The sequence below is a fragment of the Streptomyces sp. NBC_01176 genome, assembly GCF_045039825.1.
In the GTDB taxonomy this organism is placed as follows: Bacteria; Actinomycetota; Actinomycetes; order Streptomycetales; family Streptomycetaceae; genus Streptomyces.
The window spans coordinates 5,931,989-5,958,108 of sequence record NZ_CP108600.1; the positions used below are offsets into that span (position 1 = coordinate 5,931,989).

21 protein-coding genes are annotated in these 26,120 nt (G+C 71.1%); 15 read left to right on the plus strand and 6 right to left on the minus strand.

Annotated elements, in window-relative coordinates; genetic code table 11:
* Positions 1 to 2: 2 nt before the first annotated feature.
* The 4 genes from OG199_RS25565 to OG199_RS25580 form a co-directional block, all read right to left on the minus strand.
* Entirely contained in the window at positions 3 to 824 is an 822-nt protein-coding gene (locus tag OG199_RS25565; RefSeq protein ID WP_356799087.1) for a carbohydrate ABC transporter permease, read from the minus strand.
* Positions 821 to 1,789, minus strand: coding sequence for a carbohydrate ABC transporter permease (locus OG199_RS25570; RefSeq protein WP_401804295.1), 969 nt, complete (start codon positions 1,787 to 1,789; stop codon positions 821 to 823). The genes OG199_RS25565 and OG199_RS25570 overlap by 4 nt, the downstream gene beginning before the upstream one ends.
* Positions 1,786 to 3,081, minus strand: coding sequence for an ABC transporter substrate-binding protein (locus OG199_RS25575; RefSeq protein ID WP_405831437.1), 1,296 nt, complete (start codon positions 3,079 to 3,081; stop codon positions 1,786 to 1,788). Before OG199_RS25575 ends, OG199_RS25570 begins: the two co-directional genes overlap by 4 nt.
* 119 nt (positions 3,082 to 3,200) lie before the next feature.
* A complete protein-coding gene (locus OG199_RS25580) occupies positions 3,201 to 4,598 on the minus strand; it encodes an MFS transporter (RefSeq protein ID WP_405831439.1) in 1,398 nt (465 codons plus the stop codon).
* Between the two features lie 83 nt (positions 4,599 to 4,681).
* Here OG199_RS25580 and OG199_RS25585 point away from each other — a divergent pair, with 83 nt between their 5' ends.
* The 6 genes from OG199_RS25585 to OG199_RS25610 all read left to right on the plus strand — a co-directional run bounded on the left by OG199_RS25585 (position 4,682) and on the right by OG199_RS25610 (position 13,683).
* A complete protein-coding gene (locus OG199_RS25585) occupies positions 4,682 to 5,731 on the plus strand; it encodes a LysR family transcriptional regulator (RefSeq protein ID WP_405831440.1) in 1,050 nt (349 codons plus the stop codon).
* Between the two features lie 807 nt (positions 5,732 to 6,538).
* Positions 6,539 to 7,345, plus strand: coding sequence for a hypothetical protein (locus OG199_RS25590; protein ID WP_356799078.1), 807 nt, complete (start codon positions 6,539 to 6,541; stop codon positions 7,343 to 7,345).
* Positions 7,345 to 9,561, plus strand: a complete 2,217-nt coding sequence (locus OG199_RS25595) for a glycosyltransferase (RefSeq protein WP_405831442.1) — start codon at positions 7,345 to 7,347, stop codon at positions 9,559 to 9,561. Before OG199_RS25590 ends, OG199_RS25595 begins: the two co-directional genes overlap by 1 nt.
* Positions 9,558 to 10,859: an acyltransferase gene (locus tag OG199_RS25600; protein ID WP_405831444.1), complete on the plus strand. Its 1,302-nt coding sequence runs from the start codon at positions 9,558 to 9,560 to the stop codon at positions 10,857 to 10,859. Before OG199_RS25595 ends, OG199_RS25600 begins: the two co-directional genes overlap by 4 nt.
* A 183-nt stretch (positions 10,860 to 11,042) precedes the next feature.
* The gene (locus OG199_RS25605) at positions 11,043 to 12,422 is read left to right on the plus strand and encodes a nitrate/nitrite transporter (RefSeq protein ID WP_405831446.1); all 1,380 of its coding nucleotides are present in this window, start codon (positions 11,043 to 11,045) and stop codon (positions 12,420 to 12,422) included.
* 100 nt (positions 12,423 to 12,522) lie between these two features.
* Entirely contained in the window at positions 12,523 to 13,683 is a 1,161-nt protein-coding gene (locus OG199_RS25610; RefSeq protein ID WP_356799070.1) for a uroporphyrinogen-III synthase, read from the plus strand.
* A 46-nt stretch (positions 13,684 to 13,729) separates the two neighbouring features.
* Here OG199_RS25610 and OG199_RS25615 read toward each other — a convergent pair whose 3' ends face one another.
* Entirely contained in the window at positions 13,730 to 14,233 is a 504-nt protein-coding gene (locus OG199_RS25615) for a DUF1772 domain-containing protein (protein ID WP_405831448.1), read from the minus strand.
* A 202-nt stretch (positions 14,234 to 14,435) separates the two neighbouring features.
* Between OG199_RS25615 and OG199_RS25620 the strand changes: the two genes are divergently transcribed.
* The 6 genes from OG199_RS25620 (at position 14,436) to OG199_RS25645 (ending at position 21,759) form a co-directional block, all read left to right on the plus strand.
* Positions 14,436 to 15,023: a CGNR zinc finger domain-containing protein gene (locus OG199_RS25620; RefSeq protein ID WP_401804273.1), complete on the plus strand. Its 588-nt coding sequence runs from the start codon at positions 14,436 to 14,438 to the stop codon at positions 15,021 to 15,023.
* A 237-nt stretch (positions 15,024 to 15,260) separates the two neighbouring features.
* Entirely contained in the window at positions 15,261 to 15,800 is a 540-nt protein-coding gene (locus OG199_RS25625; RefSeq protein WP_266699469.1) for a sigma-70 family RNA polymerase sigma factor, read from the plus strand.
* 38 nt (positions 15,801 to 15,838) lie between these two features.
* Positions 15,839 to 16,624: a zf-HC2 domain-containing protein gene (locus OG199_RS25630; RefSeq protein WP_356799064.1), complete on the plus strand. Its 786-nt coding sequence runs from the start codon at positions 15,839 to 15,841 to the stop codon at positions 16,622 to 16,624.
* An 83-nt stretch (positions 16,625 to 16,707) separates the two neighbouring features.
* The gene (locus OG199_RS25635) at positions 16,708 to 19,167 is read left to right on the plus strand and encodes a UvrD-helicase domain-containing protein (protein ID WP_356799062.1); all 2,460 of its coding nucleotides are present in this window, start codon (positions 16,708 to 16,710) and stop codon (positions 19,165 to 19,167) included.
* Between the two features lie 436 nt (positions 19,168 to 19,603).
* On the plus strand, positions 19,604 to 21,025 hold the full coding sequence (locus tag OG199_RS25640) for an NAD-dependent malic enzyme (protein WP_356799060.1): 1,422 nt from the start codon (positions 19,604 to 19,606) through the stop codon (positions 21,023 to 21,025).
* A gap of 452 nt (positions 21,026 to 21,477) precedes the next feature.
* Positions 21,478 to 21,759, plus strand: a complete 282-nt coding sequence (locus OG199_RS25645) for an HU family DNA-binding protein (protein ID WP_148008648.1) — start codon at positions 21,478 to 21,480, stop codon at positions 21,757 to 21,759.
* A gap of 125 nt (positions 21,760 to 21,884) precedes the next feature.
* Here the strand turns inward: OG199_RS25645 and murA are convergent, their stop codons facing one another.
* Positions 21,885 to 23,231 (minus strand): UDP-N-acetylglucosamine 1-carboxyvinyltransferase, encoded by a 1,347-nt coding sequence (gene murA, locus OG199_RS25650; RefSeq protein WP_356799058.1) that lies wholly within the window; start codon positions 23,229 to 23,231, stop codon positions 21,885 to 21,887.
* Between the two features lie 280 nt (positions 23,232 to 23,511).
* On the opposite strand from murA, the gene OG199_RS25655 reads away from it, so the two are divergent.
* From OG199_RS25655 to OG199_RS25665, 3 genes are all read left to right on the plus strand, one after another.
* On the plus strand, positions 23,512 to 24,087 hold the full coding sequence (locus tag OG199_RS25655; RefSeq protein ID WP_266699464.1) for a YqgE/AlgH family protein: 576 nt from the start codon (positions 23,512 to 23,514) through the stop codon (positions 24,085 to 24,087).
* A gap of 160 nt (positions 24,088 to 24,247) precedes the next feature.
* Complete coding sequence (locus tag OG199_RS25660; protein ID WP_010986534.1) at positions 24,248 to 24,544, plus strand: DUF3039 domain-containing protein; 297 nt, start codon at positions 24,248 to 24,250, stop codon at positions 24,542 to 24,544.
* A gap of 233 nt (positions 24,545 to 24,777) precedes the next feature.
* Entirely contained in the window at positions 24,778 to 26,118 is a 1,341-nt protein-coding gene (locus OG199_RS25665; RefSeq protein WP_405831455.1) for an extracellular solute-binding protein, read from the plus strand.
* The last annotated feature ends 2 nt before the right edge of the window (positions 26,119 to 26,120 follow it).

Consider the following 26,120-nt stretch of genomic DNA (forward strand, 5'->3'; position numbering starts at 1 on the left):
CCTTACTTGACCGCGCCCACGGCGATGCCGCGGGTCAGCGTCCGCTGGAAGACGAGGAAGAAGACGATCGCGGGGAGCACACCGAGGAGGGCCGCCGCGTTGGTCATGGTCGCGTCCATCAGGCGCTGGCCCTGGAGGACGCCGAGCGCCACCGACACCGTCTGGTTGTCGTTGGAGATCAGCATGACCAGCGGCAGCAGGAACTCGTTCCAGGTCCAGATGAAGAAGAAGACCAGGAGGACGCCGAGGGTGGGGCGGCTGACGGGGACCACGATCCGCCACAGCACCTGCCACTTGTCCGCCCCGTCGATCCGGGCGGCCTCGATGATCTCGCGCGGGAACTGCCCGAGGACGGAGGACAGGAGATACGTGCCGAAAGCCGCCTGGACGACGGTGAACACGATGATCACGCTGAGCCGGGTGTCGTAGAGGCCCGCCTGCTTGCTCAGGTAGTAGACCGGGTAGACCAGCGCCTCCTGCGGCAGCATGTTCGCCAGCACGAAGAAGGCGAGGACCCAGGTGCGGCCCCTGATCCGGCCGATGCCGATCGCGTACGCGTTCAGGACGGACAGCGCGGCGGCACCGATCGCCACCGAACCGGAGATCAGGACCGAGTTGACCAGCTTCTGGCCGTAGTCGACGCGCTGCCAGAAGTCCTCGAGTCCGTCGAGGTAGAGGCCGTGGGGCAGGCCGAGGGGCCCGTTCGACGCGTACTCGGCGGGGGACTTGACCGCGTTGACCGCGACGATGGCGAACGGCAGCACCATGAACAGGGCCGCGATGATCAGGGCCACGAGGACGGGATAACGGCGTACGGCGGTCATGCGCGGAGTCCTTCCTCGGCGTCCTCGGCACGGGTCTGGAGCTTCAGGCCGATCAGGGCGAGGACGAGGATGATCACGGTCAGCACGGTGGAGATCGCGGCGCCGTAGCCGACCTGGGTCTTCTCGAAGAAGGTGGTGAAGGAGAAGTAGGACGGCACGTCGGTCGCGCCGCCGGGACCGCCCTTCGTGAGGACGTACACCGCGCCGAACACCTTGAGCGCGGCGATCGTGCACCAGAGGAGGACGACGTAGATCTCCGGGCGGATCTGCGGCAGCGTGATGTGCCCGAAACGGCGCCACCAGCCCGCGCCGTCCAGTTCCGCCGCCTCGTACAGCTGCGGGTCGACGCGTTGCAGACCCGCCATGAAGACGACCAGCGGGAAGCCGATCTGGACCCACACCATCACGCCCATGACGCTGTAGAGGGCGAGGTCGGGGTCGCCGAGCCAGTCCCGCTGGAGCGAGCCGAGGCCCACCGCCTTCAGCAGTGCGTTCAGGGAGCCGTCGTCGGGGGCGAGGATCCAGCTCCAGACGATGCCGGCGACGGCGATGGGCAGGACCTGGGGGAGGTAGAAGCAGGCACGCAGGACGGCGGCGATCCTGGTGCCGAAGTGCTTGCCGACGAAGTCGAAGAGTGCGGCGGCCAGCACGAGCCCGAGAGCCGTCGGTACGGCGGCCATCGCGACGACCATGAAGAGGCTGTGCCGGAAGGACGCCCAGAACTCGGAGTCGTCCATCAGCTCGCGGTAGTTGGCGAGCCCCGACCACTTCGGGGAGCCGACGCCCTGCCAGTCGGTGAAGCTCACACCGGTGTTCATCAGGAACGGGACGACGATCACCGCGAGGAAGGCGAGGGCGCCGGGGAGCAGGAAGAGGGCGTAGGAGGAGCGGGGGCGGCGCGGGCGGTCCGTACGGCCGTGGTGCCGCCGGACCACCTGGCCGCCCCGTTCGACGGTGGCCGTCATGTCTTCGGCGCGCCCTTGTCGTACGCCGTCTGCAGCGCGCTCAGGTAGGCGTCCGGTTTCTCGCTCCCGGTGATCAGCTTCTGGGTCTCGGAGACGAGGACGTCGTAGAAGCCGGCGACCGGCCAGTCCGGGTAGAAGGCCAGACCGTCCTTGCCGGAGAGCGTGTTGAAGTCGGCGATCAGGGTCTTGGCCTTCGGATCGGTGATGGCGGCGGTGTCGGCGCCGACCGGGACCCCGCCCTTGTTGCCCAGCAGGTTCTGGATCTTCCGCGACATGGTGATGTCGATGAAGTCGTAGGCGAGGTCCTTGTTTTTGGCGCCCTTCGGGACGACCCAGAGGTTGCCGCCGGAGCCGAGGGTGAGATCGCTGCCCGGCCAGAGGAAGGTGCCCCAGTCGAACTTGCTCTCCGCCTGGAAGCGCCCGTACCACCAGCTGCCGCTGAACAGGATCGGGCTCTTGCCCTGGATGAAGGAGACGCCGGCGTCCTCGGCCTTGAGCGAGGTGGACTTCTTGCTGATGTACCCCTTCTTCACCCAGTCGGCGAAGGTGGTGGCGGCGTACGTCCACGCGGCGTCGTGGAAGTCCGTCCTGCCCTTGTAGAGCTCGTACTTGTCGACCCACGAGCGGTCGGCCCTGGAGAGGGCGAGCTGGTACAGGTACTGCTGGGCCACGTACTCGGCGCCCGCGTTGGCCAGCGGGGTGATGCCCTTCGACACGAACGTGTCCATGGCGGCGGTGAGCTGGTCGAGGGTGGCGGGCTCCGCGATGCCGTACTTCTTGAAGAGGTCCTTGTTGTAGAACACCATCGTGTACTCGGCGTAGTTGGGCACGCCGTACCACTTGCCGGAGCCCATGACCCCGTTGGTGTCGTACTGGCTGGTGGTGCGCACACCCGCGCTGAGCTTCTTGTCCCAGCCGCGCTTGGCCGCCTCCGCGGTCAGGTCGGTGAGGAGCCCCTGCTTGGAGAGCAGTCCGGCGGTCGCGTTGCCCTTGTTGTACTCCATGAGGTCGGGCGCGTCGTTCGAGTTCAGGACCATCGGCGCGGTCTTCTGGATCTGTTCGAAGCCCTTCTCCTCGAACTTCACCTTGACGCCCGGATGGGTCCTCTCGAACTCCTTGATGGCCTCGTTCCAGGCCACGCCCATCGCGCTGTCCGGTCCTTCGTAGTGCCACAGTCTCAGCGTCTTGCCGTCCGGCGCACCGCTGTCCGAGCTGCCGCAGGAGGCCAGCAGCAGGGCGCCCGTCAGGGTCACCGCCGCCGTCGCCACCACACGCCTTCGTGTCGTCGACATCCATTGCCTCCGGGGAGTCGGATGGGGATCGGAGCCGTCACGCAGCAGTCGTCGAATCGATTCGATGCGTGACGTCGAAGCGCTTCGACGGGGGAAGGTATGTGGGGGCCCTGGGCGCGTCAATGGGGTGCGTCGTAATTGGCGCACGGGTTCGACCCGCCGGACGGCGCACTCCCTCGAAAAGTCGGTGAACTCCCTCGAAAACGCCCTGATATCAGGGCCGAGAGCGTGAACGCGGTCGCCGCCGCCACGACCGGCACGACATATCCGGCTGTCGAGGAGAAGCGCTCCACCACCCATCCCCCGGCCGCCGAGCCGCAGGCGATCCCGCCGAGCAGACCCGTCACCGCGAGCGTCATGCCCTCGTTCAGGCGGCCCTCGGGCGTGCGCCGCTGGACGAGCGCCATACCGGTGACCATGGTCGGCGCGGTGGCGGTCCCGGCGAGGAGCAGCGCGCCCGCCAGAACCGGGAGCGAACCGGTGAGCGAGGCCGCGAGCAGCGGCAGGGACATCGTGACCGTCATGGCGGCGAGACCGAGCCGGTGCCGCCGTTCGGCGGGGCCGGCCGGCTTCAGGGCTCCGTACAGCAGCCCCGCCGCGCACGAGCCGGCGGCCTGCAGAGCGAGCACCGCGCCGGCGGCCGCCCGGTGCCCCTGCGCGTCCGCGAACGCGATCGTGACGACCTCCATCGAACCGAACACCGCTCCGGTGGCGAGGAAGCCGAGCAGGAGCGGAGGCATTCCGGGGGCCAGGACGGGGGACTTGGACCTCGGGTGCCGCTGGGGCGGCGGTTCCGTGGCGCGCTGGGCGGCGAAGACCAGGACGCCGGTCATCAGCAGGATCCCGGCCACCAGCGTCCCCGCTTCCGGGAAGAGCGTGGTGCACAGGAACGCCGCGCACACCGGGCCCAGCATGTAGCACAGCTCGTCCGCGGCCTGTTCGAAGGAGTTCGCGGTGTGCACGGCGTCCGGGTCGTCCCGGAAGAGGTGGGCCCAGCGGGCGCGCGACATGCCGCCCGTGTTGGGCGTGGTGGCGGTGGCGGCGTACGCGGCGAACAGGGTCCAGTCGGGCGCCCCGAAGCGCACGCACAGCAGCAGCGCCAGACTTCCCAGCAGGGCGAAGGCCGTGGCGGGCACGGCGATCCGGGCCTGACCGTGGCGGTCGACGAGACGCGCGGTCCAGGGGGCGATCAGCGCGGTCGCCGCGAGGCCCGTCGCCGTCACGGCACCGGCGAGCGCGTAGGAGCCGCGCGCCCCGGCGATCATGACGACCGCGCTGACGCTGAACATGCCCATGGGCAGCCGCGCGAGCAGGTTCCCGAGGGTGAAGGCACGGGCGCCGGGGACGGCGAAGAGGCGGTGGTACGGGTTTCGGGAGGTGCGGGTGGTCCGAGGGGTGCGGGTGGGTCGGGTTGTCTTCAGGGGGCGGGGGCGGACGTCCGGGGCGGCGGGCGCCGGGCCGGCGCCGGTGACGGGGAGCGGTGGCGTACGTGCCTGCTCGGAGGGCTGTCGCGGCATGGGCCCACCGTCGCCCTGGGTGGGGCGAGCGGTCCAACACCTGTTCGGCGGTGATTCACGCATCCGCGTTGTAAATTCGCGTGATGCCTGGTCAACGGCCCTCGGCCGCATCCCGCACCGTGCCTCCCGCCTGCCGTCCCGCCCCTCGTCCCGCACTCCGGCCCGGCGCCCACCCCGACCCCCGTCTGCTGCGCGCCTTCCTCGCCGTCGCCGAGGAGTTGCACTTCACGCGGGCCGCGGCCCGGCTGTACGTCGCCCAGCAGGCCCTGAGCCGCGACGTCCGCCGGCTGGAGCGGGACCTCGGGGCGGAGCTGTTCGTGCGGACGACCCGGCAGGTGACGCTGACGGCGGACGGTGAGCGCCTGCTGCCGTACGCGCGGCGGGTGCTGGAGGCGAACGAGGCCCTGCTCTCCGCGTTCGCGGGGAACGGCCCGGACCGGCCGCTGCTGGTCGACGTCAACTCCCCGGGGCTCAGCTGCGGGCGCGTCCTGGACCGGGCCCGCTCGCTCGCCCCGGACCGCGAGTTGATGGCCCGTTTCGAGAGCGGGCTCACCGGTGCGGCCGAGGAGCTGCTCGCCGGGCGCCTGGACGCGTCGTTCGGACGGTTCGCGGGCCTCGGTCCGGCGGTCCGGGCCGGCCTCGCACAGCAGCCCGTACGGTACGAGCCGATGGCCGTCGTCCTGCCCGAGGACCATCCCCTCGCCGCCCTGGACGCGGTGCCGCTGGACGCGCTGGCGGGCGAGACCGTGTACGCCGGCGCGGGGAATCCCCGGACGCTGGAGTGGACCGACCTGGCGCGTCACCTCTTCGAGGGACGTGGGATCGCGCTGGCGCCCCCCGCGCCCGTGGCCCTCGGAGTCGAGGAGTTCCGGCGGATCATGGCGAAGAAGCGGAACCCGGTGCTGGCCGTCGTGGACTTTCCGATGATGTCCGAAACCGTGCGCAGACCTCTGATCGATCCCGTTCCCCTTTCGCCCGTGTCGCTGGTGTGGCGGAGGGGGCTGGAGCATCCCGGATTGGATGCCCTGCGGCGGGCGGCGGTCGAACTCGCGGCGGAGGAAGGCTGGTTGCGACGCCCGATGGACAGTTGGATTCCGGCCAGCGACGCGGACATCATGACGGGGCAGGATTGACACATAACCACACCGGTCCTCTACGTGCGCTACATTCATCTTCCGGGTTCATTGTGGTAAAGGGGGCGCTCGGAACGGGTGGGGGCCCGTTCCGGACGGCGAGCCAGTAGTTCCTGGCGTCGTGCGCGCACCCCGAAATCCGTCCCTGGGGGGATGCACGTGCACGTGGAGAAGTGGCGAGAAGAAGCCCAACCTGATCATCGGAATGATGATCAGGTGGAGGGGCCCGGTCCTGATCCGTCGGAACGGCGGCCGGCCGGCGACGCGACGTCGGACGGCCCCGAAGAGCCCTTTGTCTGGCCCGACGCGGCCCAGGCGACGTCGACCTGGCCGCAGGCCGGAATCGGCTCCGAGACCTCGCGCGCCGCGGAAGCGGAATCTGAGACCGAGATCGAACACGATGCCGAAACAGCTCGTGGAGCTGCGGTGGAGTGGGGTGTTGCGACGCCGTCCCGAACCGGGACGGAACCCCGAATCGGGGTGGAACGCCGAATAGGTGCGGACCGCAGATTCGGTACGGACCGCAGATTCCGCGTAGACCGGCCGAGTTGGGCGGACCGTGCGATGCCGCCGGACCGCTCGGCGTCGGTGGACCGGCCGGTGTCGGGCGAGAGCCCGACGGGTGCGGACCGTCCGATCCCGGGGGAGACCTCGACGGGTGCGGACCGTCCGACGTCCGGGGCGAGCCCGACGGGTTCGGAGCCTCGTGGTGAGGTCGAGGGCCGGTCCGGAGACGACCGGTCGGCGACGGTGGGCGGCGGCCGGATCGCGGCCGCGCGACCGGCCGGCGCGGACCGCCCGGCCGACGTGAGTCACCGGAGTGCGGCCGGCGGTCCGCCGCAGAGCGGCCCCCGTGCCGCCTTCGCCGCCGTCCCCTGGGAGCGGCCGGAGGAGCCGGACCACACCCACGATCCCCACGAGGTGACCGTCCAGCTCGACGGAGCCGGACGCCGGCTGGAGGACCGGCTCGTCGACCGGACCACGGTCACTCCCGGTGTTCCGGACGGTTCGGACGGACCGGTCTTCGTCGACGAGTCGGGGCGCCGCAGCCGTAGGTTCCGCCGCCTCGGCATCCTGGTCGGCATCGCCTGCGCCGTGTACGCCGTGGTCATCGTCGCCACGCTGCTGTCCGGAAACTCCAACGCGCCCTGGCTGCCCGTGCCGGGGCAGGAGGACGACCCACCGGCCGGCCAGGTCCACACCTCACCGCTGCCCACCGACTCGGTGCAGCCCTCCGAAGCGGGCAGCGGCGTGACACCCGGCGCGAGCGCGGTGGTCGGCGACGGCACCACGCCGGCGGCGGGCGTCGCCCCGACGCCCGCCGCCTCGGGCAGCGCCGTGCCGTCGGGCACCTCCGCGGACCCCAAGCCCTCGGCGTCCACGACCACCGGGCCGAAGCCGAGCGCCAGCACCACCAAGGAGCCGGTCGTCGAACCGTCCCTGCCGGTGTCCAGCTCTCCCGACCCCAGCCCGTCGGTGGACCCCTCCGCGGGCACCTCGCAGAGCCCCACCGCCGGTGGCGGCGGAACCGTCGCCGACGGCCCCGTCGAGCCGCACCCCTTGGACCTCGCGCCCGGCACCACCGGCACCCCGTCTCCGGAGAACCTCGTCTGATGGCTTCCCGCACCAGCGCGCACGGGTCCGCTCCCCGTGCGCGGCGCCCGGTTCCCGACGCCCGGCGCCGACGGCTGCCGATGCGTTTCCTGCTGCCTTCGCTGCTCCTCGTCGCCCTGCTCGCGATGCTGATGCTGCGCGGCTACGTCCACAGCGAGATCCTCGCCGACCACCGCATCCAGCCCGAGGCCGCCACCGACAAGGTGCCCGAGAAGATCCTCGACGGCGGCCCCGTCATCGACACCCGCGGCGGCCGCACGACCAGCCTCGGCGTCCCCGACCACCGGCTCGTCCTCACCTTCGACGACGGCCCGGACCCGAAGTGGACGCCCAAGGTCCTCGACGTCCTCAAGAAGCACCACGCGCACGCCGTCTTCTTCGTCACCGGCACCATGGCCTCGCGCTATCCGGAGCTGGTGCGGCGCATGGTCGAGGAGGGGAACGAGGTCGGCCTGCACACCTTCAACCACCCCGACCTGTCGTACCAGTCGAAGGGGCGCATCGACTGGGAGCTGTCGCAGAGCCAGCTGGCCCTGGAGGGCGCGGCGGGCATCCGGACCTCCCTCTTCCGCCCCCCGTACTCCTCCTTCGCCGACGCCATGGACAACAAGTCCTGGCCGGTGACGAAGTACGTCGGCTCCCGCGGCTACATCACCGTCGTCAACAACACCGACAGCGAGGACTGGCAGAAGCCCGGCGTCGACGAGATCATCCGTCGTGCCACGCCCAAGGGCGGCAAGGGCGCGATCGTCCTCATGCACGACTCCGGCGGTGACCGGCACCAGACGGTGGAGGCGCTCGACAGGTTCCTGCCCGGACTCCAGCGGCAGGGCTACGAGTTCCAGAACCTCACCGAGGCGCTGGACGCCCCCAGTGCGCACACCCCGGTCACCGGCCTCGACCTGTGGAAGGGCAGGGCCTGGATCCACCTGGTGGGGGCCTCCGACGACATCACCGACGTGCTGGTCGCGGGCATCGCCGTCATCGGCGTCCTGGTCTTCACCCGCTTCGGCATGATGCTCGTGCTCTCCGCCGCACACGCCCGCCGAGTGCGCCGCGACGGCTTCCGCTGGGGCCCGGTCCCGGTCACCGAACCGGTGTCGGTGCTCGTGCCGGCGTACAACGAGGCCAAGTGCATCGAGAACACGGTCCGTTCCCTCATGGCGAGCGAGCACCCCGTCGAGGTCGTGGTCGTCGACGACGGTTCGAGCGACGGCACCGCCCGGATCGTCGAGGACCTGCGGCTGCCGAACGTCCGCGTCGTGCGCCAGCTGAACGCGGGCAAGCCCGCGGCCCTCAACCGGGGTGTGGCCAACGCCCGGCACGACATCGTCGTGATGATGGACGGTGACACCGTCTTCGAACCGGCCACCGTCGGTGAACTGGTGCAGCCCTTCGCCGACCCGGGCGTCGGCGCGGTCGCCGGCAACGCGAAGGTCGGCAACCGCGACTCCCTCATCGGGGCCTGGCAGCACATCGAGTACGTGATGGGCTTCAACCTCGACCGGCGGATGTACGACATCATGCGCTGCATGCCGACCATCCCCGGCGCGGTCGGCGCCTTCCGCCGGTCCGCCCTGGACCGGGTCGGCGGCATGAGCGACGACACGCTCGCCGAGGACACCGACATCACGATGGCCCTGCACCGCGACGGCTGGCGGGTGGTGTACGCGGAGAAGGCACGCGCGTGGACCGAGGCCCCGGAGTCCGTGCAGCAGCTCTGGTCCCAGCGCTACCGCTGGTCGTACGGCACGATGCAGGCGATCTGGAAACACCGCAGGGCCGTCGTGGAGAAGGGCCCCTCGGGCCGCTTCGGCCGGGTGGGCCTGCCGCTGGTGGCGCTGTTCATGGTGCTGGCCCCGCTGCTGGCCCCGCTGATCGACGTCTTCCTGCTCTACGGGGTGGTGTTCGGTCCGACGCAGAAGACGATCATCGCCTGGCTCGGTGTCCTCGCCGTCCAGGCGGTCTGCGCGGCGTACGCCTTCCGGCTGGACCGCGAGCGCATGACCCACCTCATATCGCTCCCGCTCCAGCAGATCCTCTACCGGCAGTTGATGTACATGGTCCTGATCCAGTCCTGGATCACCGCTCTCACCGGAGGCCGGCTGCGCTGGCAGAAGCTCCGGCGCACGGGCGTGGTGGAGGCGCCCGGGGCGATCCCGCGGCAGCGGACGGCACGGAGCGAGAGCGGGAAGGACCGGAGGCCGGTCGCATGACGACGCACGAGTACACGGCGGGTGCGACCCCGCCCCTGGGTGCCCCCCGCGTCCGCACCGAACCGGTGGCGGTGCCCGCGCAGGCGCCCACGGCGGCGGCCGTCAAGCCGGGCCGCGACCGCTACCTCGACCTGCTGCGCTCGATCGCCCTGGTCCGGGTGGTCGTCTACCACCTCTTCGGCTGGGCGTGGCTGTCGATCCTGTTCCCCTCCATGGGCGTGATGTTCGCGCTGGCGGGCTCGCTGATGGCGCGCTCGCTGAGCCGTCCCGCGTGGAGTGTGATCCGGGGGCGCGTGCGGCGTCTGCTGCCTCCGCTCTGGGCCTTCAGCGCGGTCGTGCTGGCCCTGATGTTCGCGGGCGGCTGGAACCCCGCGCACGACCCGGACACCGGCGGCGGTGTCTGGGGCGTCGCCGACGTCCTCAACTACATCGTCCCGGTCGGCGCCCCGCCGTACCCCGCGCACGCCGGCTCCGACTCGGGCCTGCTGGACTCCACTTGGGCGGAACAGGGCGCGGGCCCGCTCTGGTACCTGCGCGCCTACCTGTGGTTCGTGGTCGCGTCCCCGCTCCTGCTGTGGGCGTTCCGCCGCGTTCCCTGGGCGACCCTGCTGGCTCCGCTCGCGCTGACGGCGGTGGTCGGCACCGGGCTGGTCACCATCCCGGGCGAGACGGGCAACGCCGTCACCGACTTCGCGGTCTACGGCGGCTGCTGGGTCCTCGGCTTCGCCCACCACGAGGGGATGCTGGTGAAGGTCCCCCGCTACCTCGCGATCTCGGGCTCGACACTGGTGATGGCCTTCGCCCTGTGGTGGGCCTCGGGTCATCTCGGCTCCGAGGGCTGGGACCTGAACGACATCCCGCTGGCCGACGCGCTGTGGTCCTTCGGCTTCGTGGTGATCCTGCTCCAGTACAGCCCGTCCTGGAAGGAACTGCCGGGCCGCCTCGCCAGGTGGGACAAGCTCGTGACGCTGTCCAACAACCGCGCGGTCACGATCTATCTGTGGCACAACATGCTGATCATGGCCACGGTCCCGATCCTCGACCGGGTGTACAGCCTTCCCTTCATGGACAGCGACCGCGCGGCGGCGGCGCTGGACGCGACGTACACGCTGTGGACGTTCGTCCTGGTGTGGCCGCTCATCGGCCTGGCCGTCCTGGCCTTCGGCTGGATCGAGGACATCGCGGCGAAGCGCAGCCCACGGCTGTGGCCGAACGGAGCGAAGTCGAGGGGCGGTGCCTCCCGGGGCAGCCACCGGGGCCGGCCCGAGACACCGTCAGGAGGCGGCCACCGGGCCTGAACCCGGGCGGAGAGGCGACGGCACGCCGGGAATTCCTCACCGTCGCCCCCGCTCTTTGGTGAGAGCAACGTTCCGCTCCGGTCACTCGCGGCCACAGCCCGGAAACGCGTCCTCCCTACCTTCGGGACTCAGCAGGTCGTCGGCCGACACCTGGGCACCGCACCGGAGAACCGTGGAGGCGTCATGACAGCCCCGAGCACAGCCCCCGCCCGGAACAGGGGAGGCCGCTGGATCGAGGAATGGGACCCGGAGGACGAGACCTTCTGGAACGAGACGGGGGCGAAGGTGGCCCGGCGCAACCTGCTCCTGTCCGTACTCTCCGAGCACATCGGCTTCTCGGTCTGGACCCTGTGGTCGGTCATGGTGCTCTTCATGGGGCCCGAGTACGGGCTCACCCCCGCCGACAAGTTCCTGCTCACGTCGTTGGTGACGCTGGTCGGGGCCGTGGTGCGGGTGCCGTACACCTTCGCCGTGGCGATCTTCGGCGGCAGGAACTGGACGATCGTCTCGGCGGCCCTGCTGCTCGTGCCGACCGTCGCCGCGTTCGTCGTGATGGAGCCGGGGACCTCGTACTCCACCTTCCTGCTGGTCGGTCTGCTCGCCGGCGTCGGCGGCGGCAACTTCGCCTCCAGCATGACCAACATCAACGCGTTCTTCCCGCTGCGCCGGAAGGGCTGGGCGCTCGGCCTCAACGCCGGCGGCGGCAACATCGGCGTGCCCGTCATCCAACTCGCGGCGCTCGCGGTCATCGGCGCGCACGGCGGGCCCCGCGTGCTGATCGGCATCTACATCCCGCTCGTCCTCGTCGCCGCCGGGCTCGCCGCGGCCCACATGGACAACCTCGCCTCCGTGCGGAACGACACCGGCGCCGTCCGGGACGCCGCGAAGGACGCGCACACCTGGATCATGTCCCTCCTCTACACCGGCACCTTCGGGTCGTTCATCGGCTACGGCTTCGCGTTCGGACAGGTGCTGCAGAACCAGTTCGGGCGTACGCCCCTGCAGGCGGCGTACGTCACCTTCGTCGGCCCGCTGCTCGGCTCGCTGGTCCGACCCGTCGGCGGACGGCTCGCCGACCGGTACGGCGGGGCGCGGATCACGCTGTGGAGCTTCGTCGCCATGGCCGGCGCGACCGGTGTCGTCGTGGTCGCCTCGGTCCAGAGGTCGTTGCCGCTGTTCACCGTCGCGTTCATCGCGCTGTTCGTGCTCACCGGACTCGGCAACGGCTCGACGTACAAGATGATCCCCGGGATCTTCCGGGCCAAGGCGGACGCCGAGGGGCTGCGGGGGGAGGATGCCGCCTCCTACGGGCGGCGGCTGTCCGGGGCCTCCATGGGACTCATCGGCGCGGTGGGCGCGCTCGGCGGCGTCGGCATCAACCTCGCCCTGAGGCAGTCCTTCCTCTCCTACGGCTCCGGCACCGGGGCCTTCGTGGCCTTCCTCGCCTTCTACGGGCTCTGCTTCGCGGTCACTTGGGCCGTATACCTTCGCGGGCCCGCACCCCGGACCCGGACCGTCGCGGCCGCGGAGGCGAAGCCGCGGCTCGACTACGCCGAGGTCTGACGTAACACGGGTGACATCACGGGGAACCGGGCCCGTCACGGGGCGTTGACAGGCTCGGTCGGCCGCAAGTGCACGACGACTCCAGCGTGAGACGAGACCCATGTACGAGGAACCGCAGCGACCCGCCCCGCAGGACCACGGCCCCCTCTCCGGTTTCACCGTGGGCGTGACGGCCGCACGCCGCGCCGACGAACTCGCCGCGCTGCTCCAGCGGCGCGGCGCCTGTGTCCAGCACGCCCCGGCCCTGCGCATCGTGCCGCTCGCCGACGACGGCGAACTGCTCGCCGCCACCAAGGAACTGATCGACCGGGCCCCGGACATCGCGGTGGCCACGACCGCCATCGGCTTCCGCGGCTGGATCGAGGCCGCCGACGGATGGGGACTGGGCGAGGCCCTGCTCGGACGGCTGCGCGGAGTCGAGGTCCTCGCCCGCGGGCCCAAGGTCAAGGGCGCGATACGGGCCCAGGGACTGACCGAGGAGTGGTCGCCGTCCTCCGAGTCCATGGCCGAGGTGCTCGACCGGCTCCTGGAGGAGGGCGTGGAGGGCCGCCGGATCGCCGTACAACTGCACGGTGAACCGCTGCCCGGGTTCGTGGAGTCGCTGCGGGCGGCGGGCGCCGAGGTGGTGCCCGTGCCGGTGTACCGGTGGATGCCGCCGGAGGACATCGGCCCCGTCGACCGGCTGCTGGACGCCACCGTCACCCGGGGCCTGGACGCGCTCACCTTCACCAGCGCGCCCGCCGCCGCCTCCCTGCTGTCCCGCGCCGAGGGACGCGGGCTGCTCCCCGAACTGCTCGCCGCCCTCCACCACGACGTGCTGCCCGCCTGCGTCGGCCCGGTCACCGCGCTGCCGCTCCAGGCCCACGGCGTCACCACGGTCCAGCCCGAACGCTTCCGGCTCGGCCCCCTCGTCCAGCTGCTCTGCCAGGAACTCCCGGGCCGCGCCCGCACGTTGCCGATCGCCGGCCACCGGGTGGAGATCCGCGGGCACGCGGTGCTGGTCGGCGGCGCGCTGCGTCCCGTACCGCCCGCCGGGATGTCGCTGCTGCGGGCCCTGTCGAGGCGGCCGGGCTGGGTGGTGGCGCGGGCCGAACTGCTGCGGGCGCTGCCGGGCGCCGGGCGCGACGAGCACGCCGTCGAGACGGCCATGGCCCGGCTGCGCACCGCGCTGGGCGCCCCCGGACTCATCCAGACCGTGGTCAAGCGCGGCTACCGGCTGGCCCTCGACCCGGCCGCCGACGCCAAGTACGCGGACGGGTGAGGACTGTCCCGCGATCCCCCGGCCCGCCGGAAGCACGGGACAGCCCTCAGGCCCGGCGGTGAAGGAGCAGGGCGCGGGCGAGGCAGGCCAGGGCGAAGGCCGACAGCAGGGCCCGTACGACGTTCCAGGCGACCCAGGTGTCCTCGAACCGCTCGCGCACGGCGGCCGGGTCGGTGATCCGCGCCGGGGCGCCCGCGGCCGCCAGCCGGTCGTTGAGCGGGACGTTCACGACCGTGGTGACCAGGAACGCGAGTCCGTGGGCGACCAGGGCCGCCCACACCCACCGGCGGTGGGGGGACCTGCGCGTCTGCCAGGCGGAGACGGCCGTGAGGACCGGCGCGCCCACGAAGCTCAGGAAGAACACCGAGTTCTGGATCACCTCGTTGATGTTCCCCATGACCTCGACGAAGACGCGGTCGTCGCTGCGCGCCAGCGCCGGCATGACGGCGCAGGCGAAGATGTAGAAGACGCCCGCGATCAGACCCGTCGCGACCGTGGCCGCGCCCAGGACACCTGCGGCCGCCGGCCGCCCCGTGCTGTTCTCTGTCATGGCACCGAGTCAACCGGCGTGGCGGAAAAGGGGACATGGCCGAGGCGCGCGGCCGCATAAGCGGACGTCCACGCGGCTGCCCGCGCCGCCGCCCCCGCGCCCGTCCACGGCCTGTGCGGTACCGGGTCTTCCGGCGACGCGCGCGGGCATGCACTGTAGGAGGTACCCCCCACGGCGGTAACCCCAAGGCGGTGACAGGCACATGGCATCGGGTACGGCCACGGCCTCGTACGAGTTGCGGTTCGACTCCGGGCGGATCTGCCTGGACCTCCTGGCGACCACCCACCCGGAGGAACGGCTCGACACGGTGGACCGGCTACGGGTCTGGATCACCCGGTCCGGCCTCGTCCCGGCGGGCACACCGCTGACGGCGGCCGATCCCGCCTGGCTCGTGGGCTTTCGCGAACTACGCGGTCAAGTCGCCCAGTTGGTCCGGGGGGAACTGGACGGGCGGCCCGCCGAGACGGCGCTCGCCCGGGTCAACGCGCGCGCCCTCGCCGCCCCGCCCGCCCCCTCGGCCGTCCGGGCCGAGGACGGCTCGCTGCGGCGCGGACTGCACACCCCGCCCGGCTGTCCCGGGCTGCTCGCCGTGATCGCCCGTGACGCCCTCGAACTGCTCACCGATCCGGCGGCGCGCGCGAGCCTGAGACAATGCGCGGGTGACAACTGCCCGATCGTCTATCTCGACACCTCCCGTGGCAGGCGCCGCCGATGGTGCTCGAGCGAGGTGTGCGGCAACCGGGAGCGAGTGGCCCGGCACCGCCGACGGGCTGCCCTCGCCCGAGCGTGAAACCGCCCTCCGAAGGCCTCTTCTCCACCCCTACGTGATCTTCCGATCGCACGGAGTGGTCATGGAGAGATCTTCACAACTCCCCCAGGAAATATGTACCGCCCCTTTGAACACGGGCCCGACCCCGCACGTACCCCGTCATGAGCGACCGACTGGGGGAACCCCCGGACACCGGAGGTAGGCGTGCGCAAGGATTCGGCCGTGGCTGATGAACGAAGGTCAAGGGCCCGACATCGCATGAATCCGTCCGCGTCGGCTTCGTCGAACAACGAACCCGACGAGGAGCTGATGCGTGCGCTGTACCGGGAGCACGCGGGGCCCTTGCTCGCATACGTGCTGCGGCTGGTCGCCGGCGACCGGCAGCGTGCCGAGGACGTCGTACAGGAAACACTCATCCGTGCCTGGAAGAACGCCGGTCAGCTCAATCGGGCGACCGGTTCGGTACGACCCTGGCTGGTGACGGTCGCCCGGCGCATCGTCATCGACGGTCACCGCAGCCGGCAGGCCCGGCCGCAGGAGGTGGACCCGGCACCGCTGGAGGTCATCCCCGCGGAGGACGAGATCGACAAGGCGTTGTGGCTGATGACACTGTCTGACGCGCTGGACGACCTGACCCCTGCTCACAGGGAGGTTCTGGTCGAAACGTACTTCAAAGGGCGTACGGTCAATGAGGCGGCCGAAACGCTCGGCATACCCAGCGGAACGGTGCGCTCCCGGGTGTTCTACGCCCTGCGCTCGATGAAGCTGGCGCTGGAGGAGCGGGGGGTGACGGCATGAACGCGTACGGGGGATACGGAACGGGCGGTCCAGGAGCCATGCAGGGACCACGGGGACAGCAGAACCCCGGTGACAACATCCACGAAACCGTCGGCGCCTACGCCCTCGGCATCCTCGACGACGCGGAGGCCACGGCCTTCGAGGCCCACCTCGCCACCTGCGAGTGGTGCGGCCAGCAGCTCGACGAGCTCGCCGGCATGGAACCGATGCTCGCCGCGCTCGCGGATCTGCCCGCCGCGCAGGGCACCCCGGCCATCGGCGAGTCGCTGTCCGCCCGCCCGAGCCCACGGCTCGCGGAACGGCTGGTCGACGAGGTCTCGCAGCGGCGCGCCGTCAAGCGCCGGCGCGGAATGTACCTGGTGGCCGCGGCGGCGGCTCTGATCATCGGCGGTCCGCTGACCGTGATGGCGGTCAACGGCGGCGGCGACGGCGGTACCCGGACGCCCGCGGCGATGGCCACCAGCCCGGCCAAGGCGGCGTTCCAGACGATGACCGACAAGGTCACGGCCACGGACCCGAAGACCAAGGTCAAGGCGACCGTCGCGGTGGAGTCGAAGGACTGGGGCACCCACGCGGTCCTCCAGCTCTCGAACGTCAAGGGACCGCTCAAGTGCTCCCTGATCGCCGTCGGCAAGAACGGCGAGCGCGAGACGGTCACCTCCTGGGCGGTCCCGGGCTGGGGCTACGGCATCCCCGGTGCCACGGAGGAAAAGGCGAAGAGCCCCCTCTACGTGCACGGCGGAGCGGCCTTCACGCCCAACCAGATCGACCACTTCGAGGTCATGACCTTCGACGGCCAGCGGCTCGTACAGGTGAACGCGTGAGCGAGGCCAGGGCGCGCACGTAGCCTCACGGGGTCCCCTTCGCGTACGGTTGACGGCTGCCCAGCACGTCAGAAGGGGGCCCGGTGGCCGCTCAGGCTCAGCAGGAAACCGCGCTCGGCCCGGTCCACGGTTCCGTACCGGAGGAGTCCGTCAAGGACGACTCCGTACGGGAGCGGGAGATCGGGGTCGAGCAGCAACATCTGGACCGGGTGTACCGGCGCCTCGAGGAGAAGATCCACGAGGCGGAGTTCCTCATGAACGACGCCGCCCAGCGCGGCCAGGTCGGTACGCCGGGAGCGCTCGCGGAGCGTGACGCCCAGGTGTTCCGGGCGGGAATCCACCTCAACCGCCTCAACAACGAGTTCGAGGACTTCCTCTTCGGCCGGATCGACCTCCTGCCCGGGAAGGACGGCAAGAAGGGTCCGGACGGCGCGTACACGGCCGTCGAACCGGCCGAGGGCGCGGTCCGCACGGACGAGACCGGTCAGTACGCCTCCATCGCCGAGACGCTCCACATCGGCCGTATCGGGGTGCTGGACGCGGACTACGCGCCGCTCGTCATCGACTGGCGGGCGCCCGCCGCGGCCCCCTTCTACCGCTCGACGCCGGTCGACCCGGGCCGGGTGGTCCGCCGCCGGGTGATCCGTTCCAAGGGCCGCCGGGTCCTCGGGGTCGAGGACGACCTGATGCGCCCGGAGCTCAAGGCCACCCTGGACGGCCAGGCGCTCCCGGTGATCGGCGACGGCGCCCTCATGGCCGCCCTCGGCCAGGCCCGCAGCCACACCATGCGGGACATCGTGGCGTCGATCCAGGCGGAACAGGACCTGGTGATCCGGGCCCCCGCCGCCTCCGTGACGTACGTGGAGGGCGGACCGGGCACCGGCAAGACCGCCGTCGCCCTGCACCGCGCGGCCTACCTCCTCTACCAGGACCGCCGCCGGTACGCGGGCGGCATCCTGATCGTCTCCCCGACCCCGCTCCTGGTCGCCTACACCGAGGGTGTGCTGCCCTCCCTCGGTGAGGAGGGCCAGGTCGCCATCCGTGCCATCGGCTCCCTCGTCGACGACGCGGAGGCCACCCTGTACGACTCCCCGGCCGTCGCCCGCGCCAAGGGCTCCTACCGCATGCTCAAGGTGCTCCGGAAGGCGGCGCGCGGGGCGCTGGAGGCGCCGGGCGGCTCCCGCCAGGGATCGGGCCCGCGGCGGCCCGACAGGGGCTCCGGGCGGAGCCCCGCGGGCTCCGAGGGCTCCGGGGAGCAGCTCGCCTTCGGCGCGGACACCTCCGAGGCCCCCACCGGGCCGCCCGCGCGGCTGCGGGTCGTCGCCTTCGGGCGGCGCCTGGAGCTGGAGGCGGCCGAGCTGGACCGCGTCAAGCAGAACGCCCTGAGCGGGACCGCCCCGGTGAACCTGCTGCGCCCGCGCGCCCGCAAGCTGCTGCTGGACGCGCTGTGGGCGCAGTCCGGCGCCGGCACCCGGCACTCGGACCCCGAGCTGGCCGCGGAGCTGCGCTCGTCGTTCGACGAGGACGTCGCCTCCGAGGACAGTTTCATCGCGTTCCTGGACGCGTGGTGGCCGGAGCTGACCCCGCGCGGGGTGCTGGAGGCGATGGCCGACGAGCGGCGGCTCGGGCGGTGGGCGCGGCGGATCCTGAACCCGGGCGAGGTCCGCAGGGTGGCGCGCTCGCTCAAGCGGGACGGGCTCTCCGTGCACGACGTGGCGATGCTGGACGAGCTCCAGGCGATTCTCGGCGCGCCCGCGCGGCCCAGGAAGCGGCGCGATCTGGACCCGCTGGACCAGCTCACCGGTCTCGAGGAGCTGATGCCCGTGCGCGAGGAGACGCAGCGCGAGCGGGCCGAGCGGCTGGCCCAGGAGCGGACCGAGTACGCGCACGTCATCCTCGACGAGGCGCAGGACATCACGCCCATGCAGTGGCGGATGGTGGGCAGACGCGGGCGGCACGCCACCTGGACCGTCGTCGGCGACCCCGCGCAGTCCTCCTGGTCCGACCCGGACGAGGCCGCGCAGGCCCGTGACGAGGCGCTGGGCAGCCGTCCCCGGCGCCGCTTCACCCTGACCGTGAACTACCGCAACCCGGCCGAGATCGCCGAGCTGGCCGCCAAGGTCCTCGCCCTCGCCATGCCGGGATCCGAGGCCCCGTCGGCGGTCCGGTCCACCGGCGTGGCGCCGCGCTTCGCGGTCGTGGAGGACTCGCTCGCGCAGACCGTGCGGGCCGAGGCCGCGCACCTCCTGGACCGGGTGGACGGCACCGTGGGCGTCGTCGTGGCCATGAACCGGCGCGAGGAGGCCGCCCGCTGGCTCGCGGGCCTGGGCGACCGCGTGGTGGCGCTCGGCAGCCTGGAGGCGAAGGGGCTGGAGTACGACGCGACGGTGGTCGTCTCGCCGGCGGAGATCGCCGACGAGTCGCCCGCGGGCCTGCGGGTCCTGTACGTCGCGCTGACCCGGGCCACGCAGCAGCTGACCATCGTCTCCGGTGAGCGGGACGAGCCGGACGGGAACGGGGTGCCGGACCTGCTGCGGGACTGAAGCGCGCCCTCCGCCCGGGCGCTGGGGCGTCCGGGGCTACGGCGAGAGGCCCACGTCACGGGGTGACGTGGGCCTCTCGTTCGTTCACGACACCGACCCGCCATGCTCGCCTCGCGGCAAGTGGTCGCTCGTAGCGACGAAGGTTGGGCCCGGGGGCTTGGATCGGGCCGGTGTCACGTCCACGGTAACAAAGGATCCCCGCTAGGCAATTCCCGTCCCGAAAGTTCATTTTCGCGGCGCGTGGTCCTTCCCGGTCCGCCCTTCCACCGCCAGGTGGGTTCTCGTATGGTGGAATCAGTTTTCCGAAAAGTTCTCCCGCTCGCGAACAAAACGTTCGCAACCCGGGGCGGCTACCACGTACTCCGCGGTAGGTGCGACGATCGGACGGCATACCCGCGACACGGCAGTACACGGTGAAAAGCAGAGGAAGTCGGCCATGGCAACGGCGCCCAGCGTCTCCTACTCGATGACGGTCCGGCTGGAGGTGCCCGCGAGCGGAACCGCGGTCTCCCAGCTCACCACGGCCGTCGAGTCCCACGGAGGCTCGGTGACCGGCCTCGACGTGACCGCCTCCGGTCACGAGAAGCTCCGGATCGACGTCACCATCGCGGCGACCTCCACGTCGCACGCCGACGAGATCGTGGAGCAGCTGCGTCACATCGAGGGCGTCACGCTCGGCAAGGTCTCCGACCGTACGTTCCTGATGCACCTCGGCGGCAAGATCGAGATGCAGTCCAAGCACCCCATCCGCAACCGTGACGACCTCTCGATGATCTACACGCCGGGCGTGGCCCGGGTGTGCATGGCCATTGCCGAGAACCCCGAGGACGCCCGCCGCCTCACCATCAAGCGCAACTCCGTTGCGGTCGTGACGGACGGCTCGGCCGTGCTGGGCCTGGGCAACATCGGCCCGAAGGCCGCGCTGCCGGTCATGGAGGGCAAGGCGGCCCTCTTCAAGCGCTTCGCCGGCATCGACGCCTGGCCGCTGTGCCTGGACACCCAGGACACCGACGCGATCGTCGAGATCGTCAAGGCCATCGCCCCCGGATTCGCGGGCATCAACCTGGAGGACATCTCCGCGCCGCGCTGCTTCGAGATCGAGGCCCGGCTGCGTGAGGCCCTCGACATCCCCGTCTTCCACGACGACCAGCACGGCACCGCGATCGTCGTCCTGGCCGCCCTCACCAACGCGCTGCGGGTGGCGGGCAAGGCGATCGGTGACATCCGGGTCGTCATGTCCGGCGCGGGCGCGGCCGGTACGGCCATCCTCAAGCTGCTGATCGCCGCGGGCGTCAAGAACGCGGTCGTCGCGGACATCCACGGTGTCGTGCACGCCGACCGCGCGGACCTCGTCGACGCGGCCCACGGTTCGGCCCTGCGCTGGATCGCCGACAACACCAACCCCGAGGGCCTCACGGGTACGTTGAAGGAAGCCGTGCGCGGCGCCGACGTCTTCATCGGCGTCTCCGCCCCGAACGTGCTGGACGGCGACGACGTGGCCGCCATGGCCGAGGACGCCATCGTGTTCGCGCTCGCGAACCCCGACCCCGAGGTCGACCCGGCAATCGCCCGCCAGACGGCGGCAGTTGTCGCCACCGGCCGCTCCGACTTCCCCAACCAGATCAACAACGTGCTGGTCTTCCCGGGCGTCTTCCGCGGCCTGCTGGACGCCCAGTCCCGCACGGTCAACACGGAGATGATGCTGGCCGCCGCGGCCGCCCTCGCGGACGTCGTGACCGAGGACGAGCTGAACCCGAACTACATCATCCCCAGCGTCTTCAACGACAAGGTCGCGGGCGCGGTCGCCGGAGCGGTGCGCAACGCCGCGAAGGCGGCGGGGGCGTCGGCGGCCGAGTAGACCCCGGCGCGCCGGTTCGGGGGCGCGCCGGACGCGTGGACCGCCGGCGCGGGCCACGCCCGGGCGCGCACCGGCTGTGACGATCGCCACGGCCGGTCCGGCACCGGCGCGTCGTGGAACGCGGGGCCCGTGGGCGCCCTCTAGGGTGGCGGCCAGGCTCAGGCCTTCGCAGGCCCTGCGGTCCGCTGCCGGGAGCGGACGGAGCGTCACCACACTGAGGCAGTGGCGCTTTTCGTGTGACTCCCAAGGGTGTTCGTGTGACTCCCAGGGGTGCCGGATTGGCTTTCCCGCCGCAGGTGGGGGCAGGATGCGTCTTCGGGCGCGAGGGTCTGGCTACGGACCCGGGTCCGGGGACCGACCGAGGACCCTGGCAGCATCGGCTTCGCCGCATCCGACATGCGGCTCCGCCGCGTGGCACGCCTCAACGGCAAGAAGAACACGGGAGTAACAACATGAACCGCAGTGAGCTGGTGGCCGCGCTGGCCGACCGCGCCGAGGTGACCCGCAAGGACGCCGACGCCGTTCTGGCCGCGTTCGCCGAGACCGTCGGCGAGATCGTCTCCAAGGGCGACGAGAAGGTCACCATCCCCGGCTTCCTGACCTTCGAGCGCACCCACCGTGCCGCTCGCACCGCGCGCAACCCGCAGACCGGCGACCCGATCCAGATCCCGGCCGGCTACAGCGTGAAGGTCTCCGCGGGCAGCAAGCTCAAGGAAGCGGCCAAGGGCAAGTAGGTTCCTGCGTGTGCCGCGGGACGGCGCACGAGGTCCGGTAACGCCAATGGGGCGGCCCCCTTCACCGGGGGGCCGCCCCATCGTCGTGCCGGCGCCCGAGACGTGCCGGGCGCCTTCGACCGTGTCTAGCCGAGCGCCTTGCCGGGCAGCTCCACCTTCGCGCCGAGCTCCACGAGCTTGTCCATGAAGTTCTCGTAGCCGCGGTTGATGAGGTCGATGCCGTGGACCCGGGAGGTGCCCTGGGCCGCGAGAGCGGCGATCAGGTATGAGAAGCCGCCGCGGAGGTCGGGGATGACCAGGTCGGCGCCCTGGAGCTTGGTCGGGCCCGAAACGACCGCGGAGTGCAGGAAGTTGCGCTGGCCGAAGCGGCAGTTCGAGCCGCCCAGGCACTCGCGGTAGAGCTGGATGTGCGCGCCCATCTGGTTGAGCGCGGAGGTGAAGCCGAGGCGGGACTCGTAGACCGTCTCGTGGATGATCGACAGGCCGGTGGCCTGCGTCAGGGCGACGACCAGCGGCTGCTGCCAGTCGGTCTGGAAGCCCGGGTGGACGTCCGTCTCCAGCGCGATCGACTTGAGCTGGCTGCCGGGGTGCCAGAAGCGGATGCCCTCGTCGTCGATCTCGAACGCGCCACCCACCTTGCGGTAGGTGTTCAGGAACGTCATCATCGAGCGCTGCTGGGCGCCCCGGACGTAGATGTTGCCTTCCGTCGCCAGCGCCGCGGACGCCCAGGAGGCGGCCTCCAGACGGTCCGGCAGAGCGGCGTGGGTGTAGCCGCCGAGCGAGTCCACGCCGGTGATGCGGATCGTCCGGTCGGTGTCCATGGCGATGATCGCGCCCATCTTCTGCAGCACGCAGATGAGGTCCTCGATCTCCGGCTCCACGGCCGCGTTCGCGAGCTCCGTGACGCCCTCCGCCAGGACGGCGGTCAGCAGCACCTGCTCGGTGGCGCCCACGGACGGGTACGGCAGCTTGATCTTGGTGCCGCGCAGCCGCTGCGGGGCCTCCAGGTACTGCCCGTCCGCCCGCTTCTCGATCTTCGCGCCGAACTGCCGCAGCACCTCGAAGTGGAAGTCGATGGGACGGCCACCGATGTCGCAGCCGCCGAGGCCCGGGATGAAGGCGTGGCCCAGGCGGTGCAGCAGCGGACCGCAGAAGAGGATCGGGATCCGGGACGAGCCCGCGTGCGCGTCGATGTCCGCGACGTTCGCGCTCTCGACGTGCGAGGGGTCGAGCACCAGTTCGCCCGGCTCCTCGCCCGGGCGCACCGTCACCCCGTGCAGCTGCAGCAGTCCGCGCACGACACGCACGTCGCGGATGTCGGGGACGTTCCGCAGCCGGCTCGGCTCGCTGCCCAGCAGGGCGGCGACCATGGCCTTCGGTACGAGGTTCTTCGCACCGCGGACCCGGATCTCGCCCTCGAGCGGGGTTCCGCCGTGGACAATCAGTACATCGTCAGAGCCGTTGACGGTCATGTGTCTCGCGATCCGAAGAGTTGGGCAGGGGTGCGCATCGGCAGGCCTGTTGGGCGGGAGCCGAACAGCAAGGGTAATCGCCGCCCACCCCCCTTCCGTAAGCCCGAGGACCACCCAAGAGCGTCATAGCTTTGCCACAACACGAACCGTTTCGTATCGGGCACACCGGGTCACCGGAACCCGTGTGCGCGGGGGGCGCTTCTCTGCGCCCTGAGCTGCATTCACTCGGTTACGGGTATTGGGTCCCCCTACGCGGGGAAGATGCGGGATCATGTCTGGCATGACCGAGGTGTCCTCGCTCACAGGGCGGCTGCTCGTGGCCACGCCCGCCCTGGCGGACCCGAACTTCGATCGCGCGGTGGTGCTGCTCCTCGACCACGACGAGGAGGGCTCGCTCGGTGTCGTCCTCAACCGCCCGACCCCGGTGGATGTCAGCGACATCCTGGAGGCCTGGGCGGACCTGGCCGGTGAGCCCGGTGTCGTCTTCCAGGGCGGCCCGGTGTCGCTGGACTCGGCACTGGGTGTCGCGGTGATCCCGGGCGGCATGGCGTCCGGGGAGCGCGCGCCACTCGGCTGGCGGCGCGTGCACGGCGCGATCGGCCTGGTCGACCTGGAGGCACCGCCCGAACTCCTCGCCTCGGCCCTCGGTTCCCTGAGGATCTTCGCCGGGTACGCGGGCTGGGGCCCCGGCCAGCTGGAGGACGAGCTGGTCGAGGGCGCCTGGTACGTGGTCGAGTCCGAACCGGGAGACGTCTCGTCCCCGTCCCCGGAACGCCTGTGGCGCGAGGTGCTGCGCCGCCAGCGCAACGAGCTGGCGATGGTGGCGACGTATCCGGACGACCCTTCCCTGAACTGACGTGCGGGCTCCGGGCCGGATTCCGCCCCCGCGCCCGGTCTCGGGCAGGGGTTTCCGGCGGGGCGAACGGCCGGGAACGCGCGGTCGCTCCTCGTGCGGCCGTCCATCTGTGACGCGGGCCCGTCGCTGTAGCGGCGCGTCGTTGATTACCCTTGCTCCCATGAGCACTCTTGAGCCTGAGACCCAGCCCCAGCGCGGCACTGGGACGGGGACCCTCGTGGAGCCGACGCCGCAGGTGTCGCACGGCGACGGGGACCACGAGCGCTTCGCCCACTACGTCCAGAAGGACAAGATCATGGCGAGCGCCCTCGACGGCACGCCCGTCGTGGCCCTCTGCGGCAAGGTGTGGGTCCCGGGCCGCGACCCGAAGAAGTACCCCGTGTGTCCCATGTGCAAGGAGATCTACGAGTCCATGGGCGCCGGTGGCGACAAGGACAAGGGCGGCGACAAGAAGTAGAGCCCCCGCGCCCTCGCGGGCGCGGCTCGCCGCGTGGAGCGAGCAGGACCGCGGCATCCCTGTGCGGGGTGCCGCGGTCCTGTCGTGCGCGCGTTGCACGGAGTGCGTCCTGTGGTCACAGAGTGGTGGAGACCTCTTGTGGGCATGTTCATGTACTCCATAGCCTCCGGTGTGTTGTGCAGAGCAAAACCCCCATTGCGCATGTTGCAACGCACCCCCACGGAGGACGCTCGATGAAGCTCCCGCTGAACCTCTCTGCCCGCACGGCGAATCTCTCCGTCCGCACGGCCGCCGTCGCGACGGCACTCGCCGTCGGCGCTCTCACCGCCACCGCCTGCGCCCCCCAGAGCTCCGGCAACTCCGCCTCCGGGAAGGACGAGAAGACCGGCACGCTGCGCGTCTGGCTCTTCCAGGAGGTCAGCAACGCGCCGAAGGAGAAGGTCGTCGACGCAGCCGTCGACACCTTCAGGAAGGCCCACGAGGACACCAGGGTCACCATCGAGTACATCCCCGTGGAGACCCGCGCGCAGCGCATGAAGGCCGCCTTCAGCGACCCGAAGAGCGCCCCTGACGTCATCGAGTACGGCAACACGGACACCGCCGGGTACGTCAAGGACGGCGGACTCGCCGACGTCACCGAGGAGTTCGCGGACTGGAGCGAGTCCAAGGACACCGACCCGACGGCCAGGCAGTCGGTGACGGTGGACGGGAAGATCTACGGCGCCCCCTTCTTCGTCGGCGTCCGCGCCCTTTACTACCGCACCGACATCTTCAAGGACCTCGGCATCGAAGTCCCGAGGACCCAGGACGAGTTGGTCGCCGCCGCCCGGCAGATCCGGGCGGCCGAACCGGACCTGTACGGACTCGCGGTCGGCGGTGCCTACACCTACGGCGCGATGCCGTTCATCTGGGCCCGGGGCGGTGAACTCGCCGAGGGCAAGGGCGGTTCGTACGCGGCGACCATCGACAGCGCCGCCGCCCAGAAGGGCATCAAGACGTACACCTCGCTCTTCGGCGACGACAACTGTCCGGCCGCCAAGTGCGCGGGCATGACCGGCAACGACACGGTCACCGCGTTCTCCTCCGGCAAGGCGGCCATGGCCATCGGCGGCGACTTCAGCCACGCCGCGATCGAGGCCGGGAAGATCAAGGGCAAGTACGCCGTCGTGCCGCTGCCGGGCCTGAAGGCGGGCGGGATCGCCCCGGCGTTCGCGGGTGGCAACAACCTCGGCGTCCTGAGGAGCACCTCGCACCGCACCCTCGCGGTCGACCTGATGGAGGCGCTGGCGGGCAAGAAGACCCAGGCCGCGCTCTTCGACGCCATGGGGTTCCTGCCCACGTACACCGACGTCCGGGACGACGTGGCCAGGAAGCAGCCGTTCGTCGCGCCCTTCGTGAAGACGCTCGCCTCGGGTGCCAGGTTCGTGCCCGCGTCGCCGGCCTGGTCGCAGATCGACGCCTCGCTCGTCCTGCCGACCATGTTCCAGGAGGTCATCAGCGGCAAGAAGGACGTGGCGGCGGCCTCGAAGGACGCGGCGAAGAAGATGAACGACGCGTTCAGCTCCGCGGGCTGAGC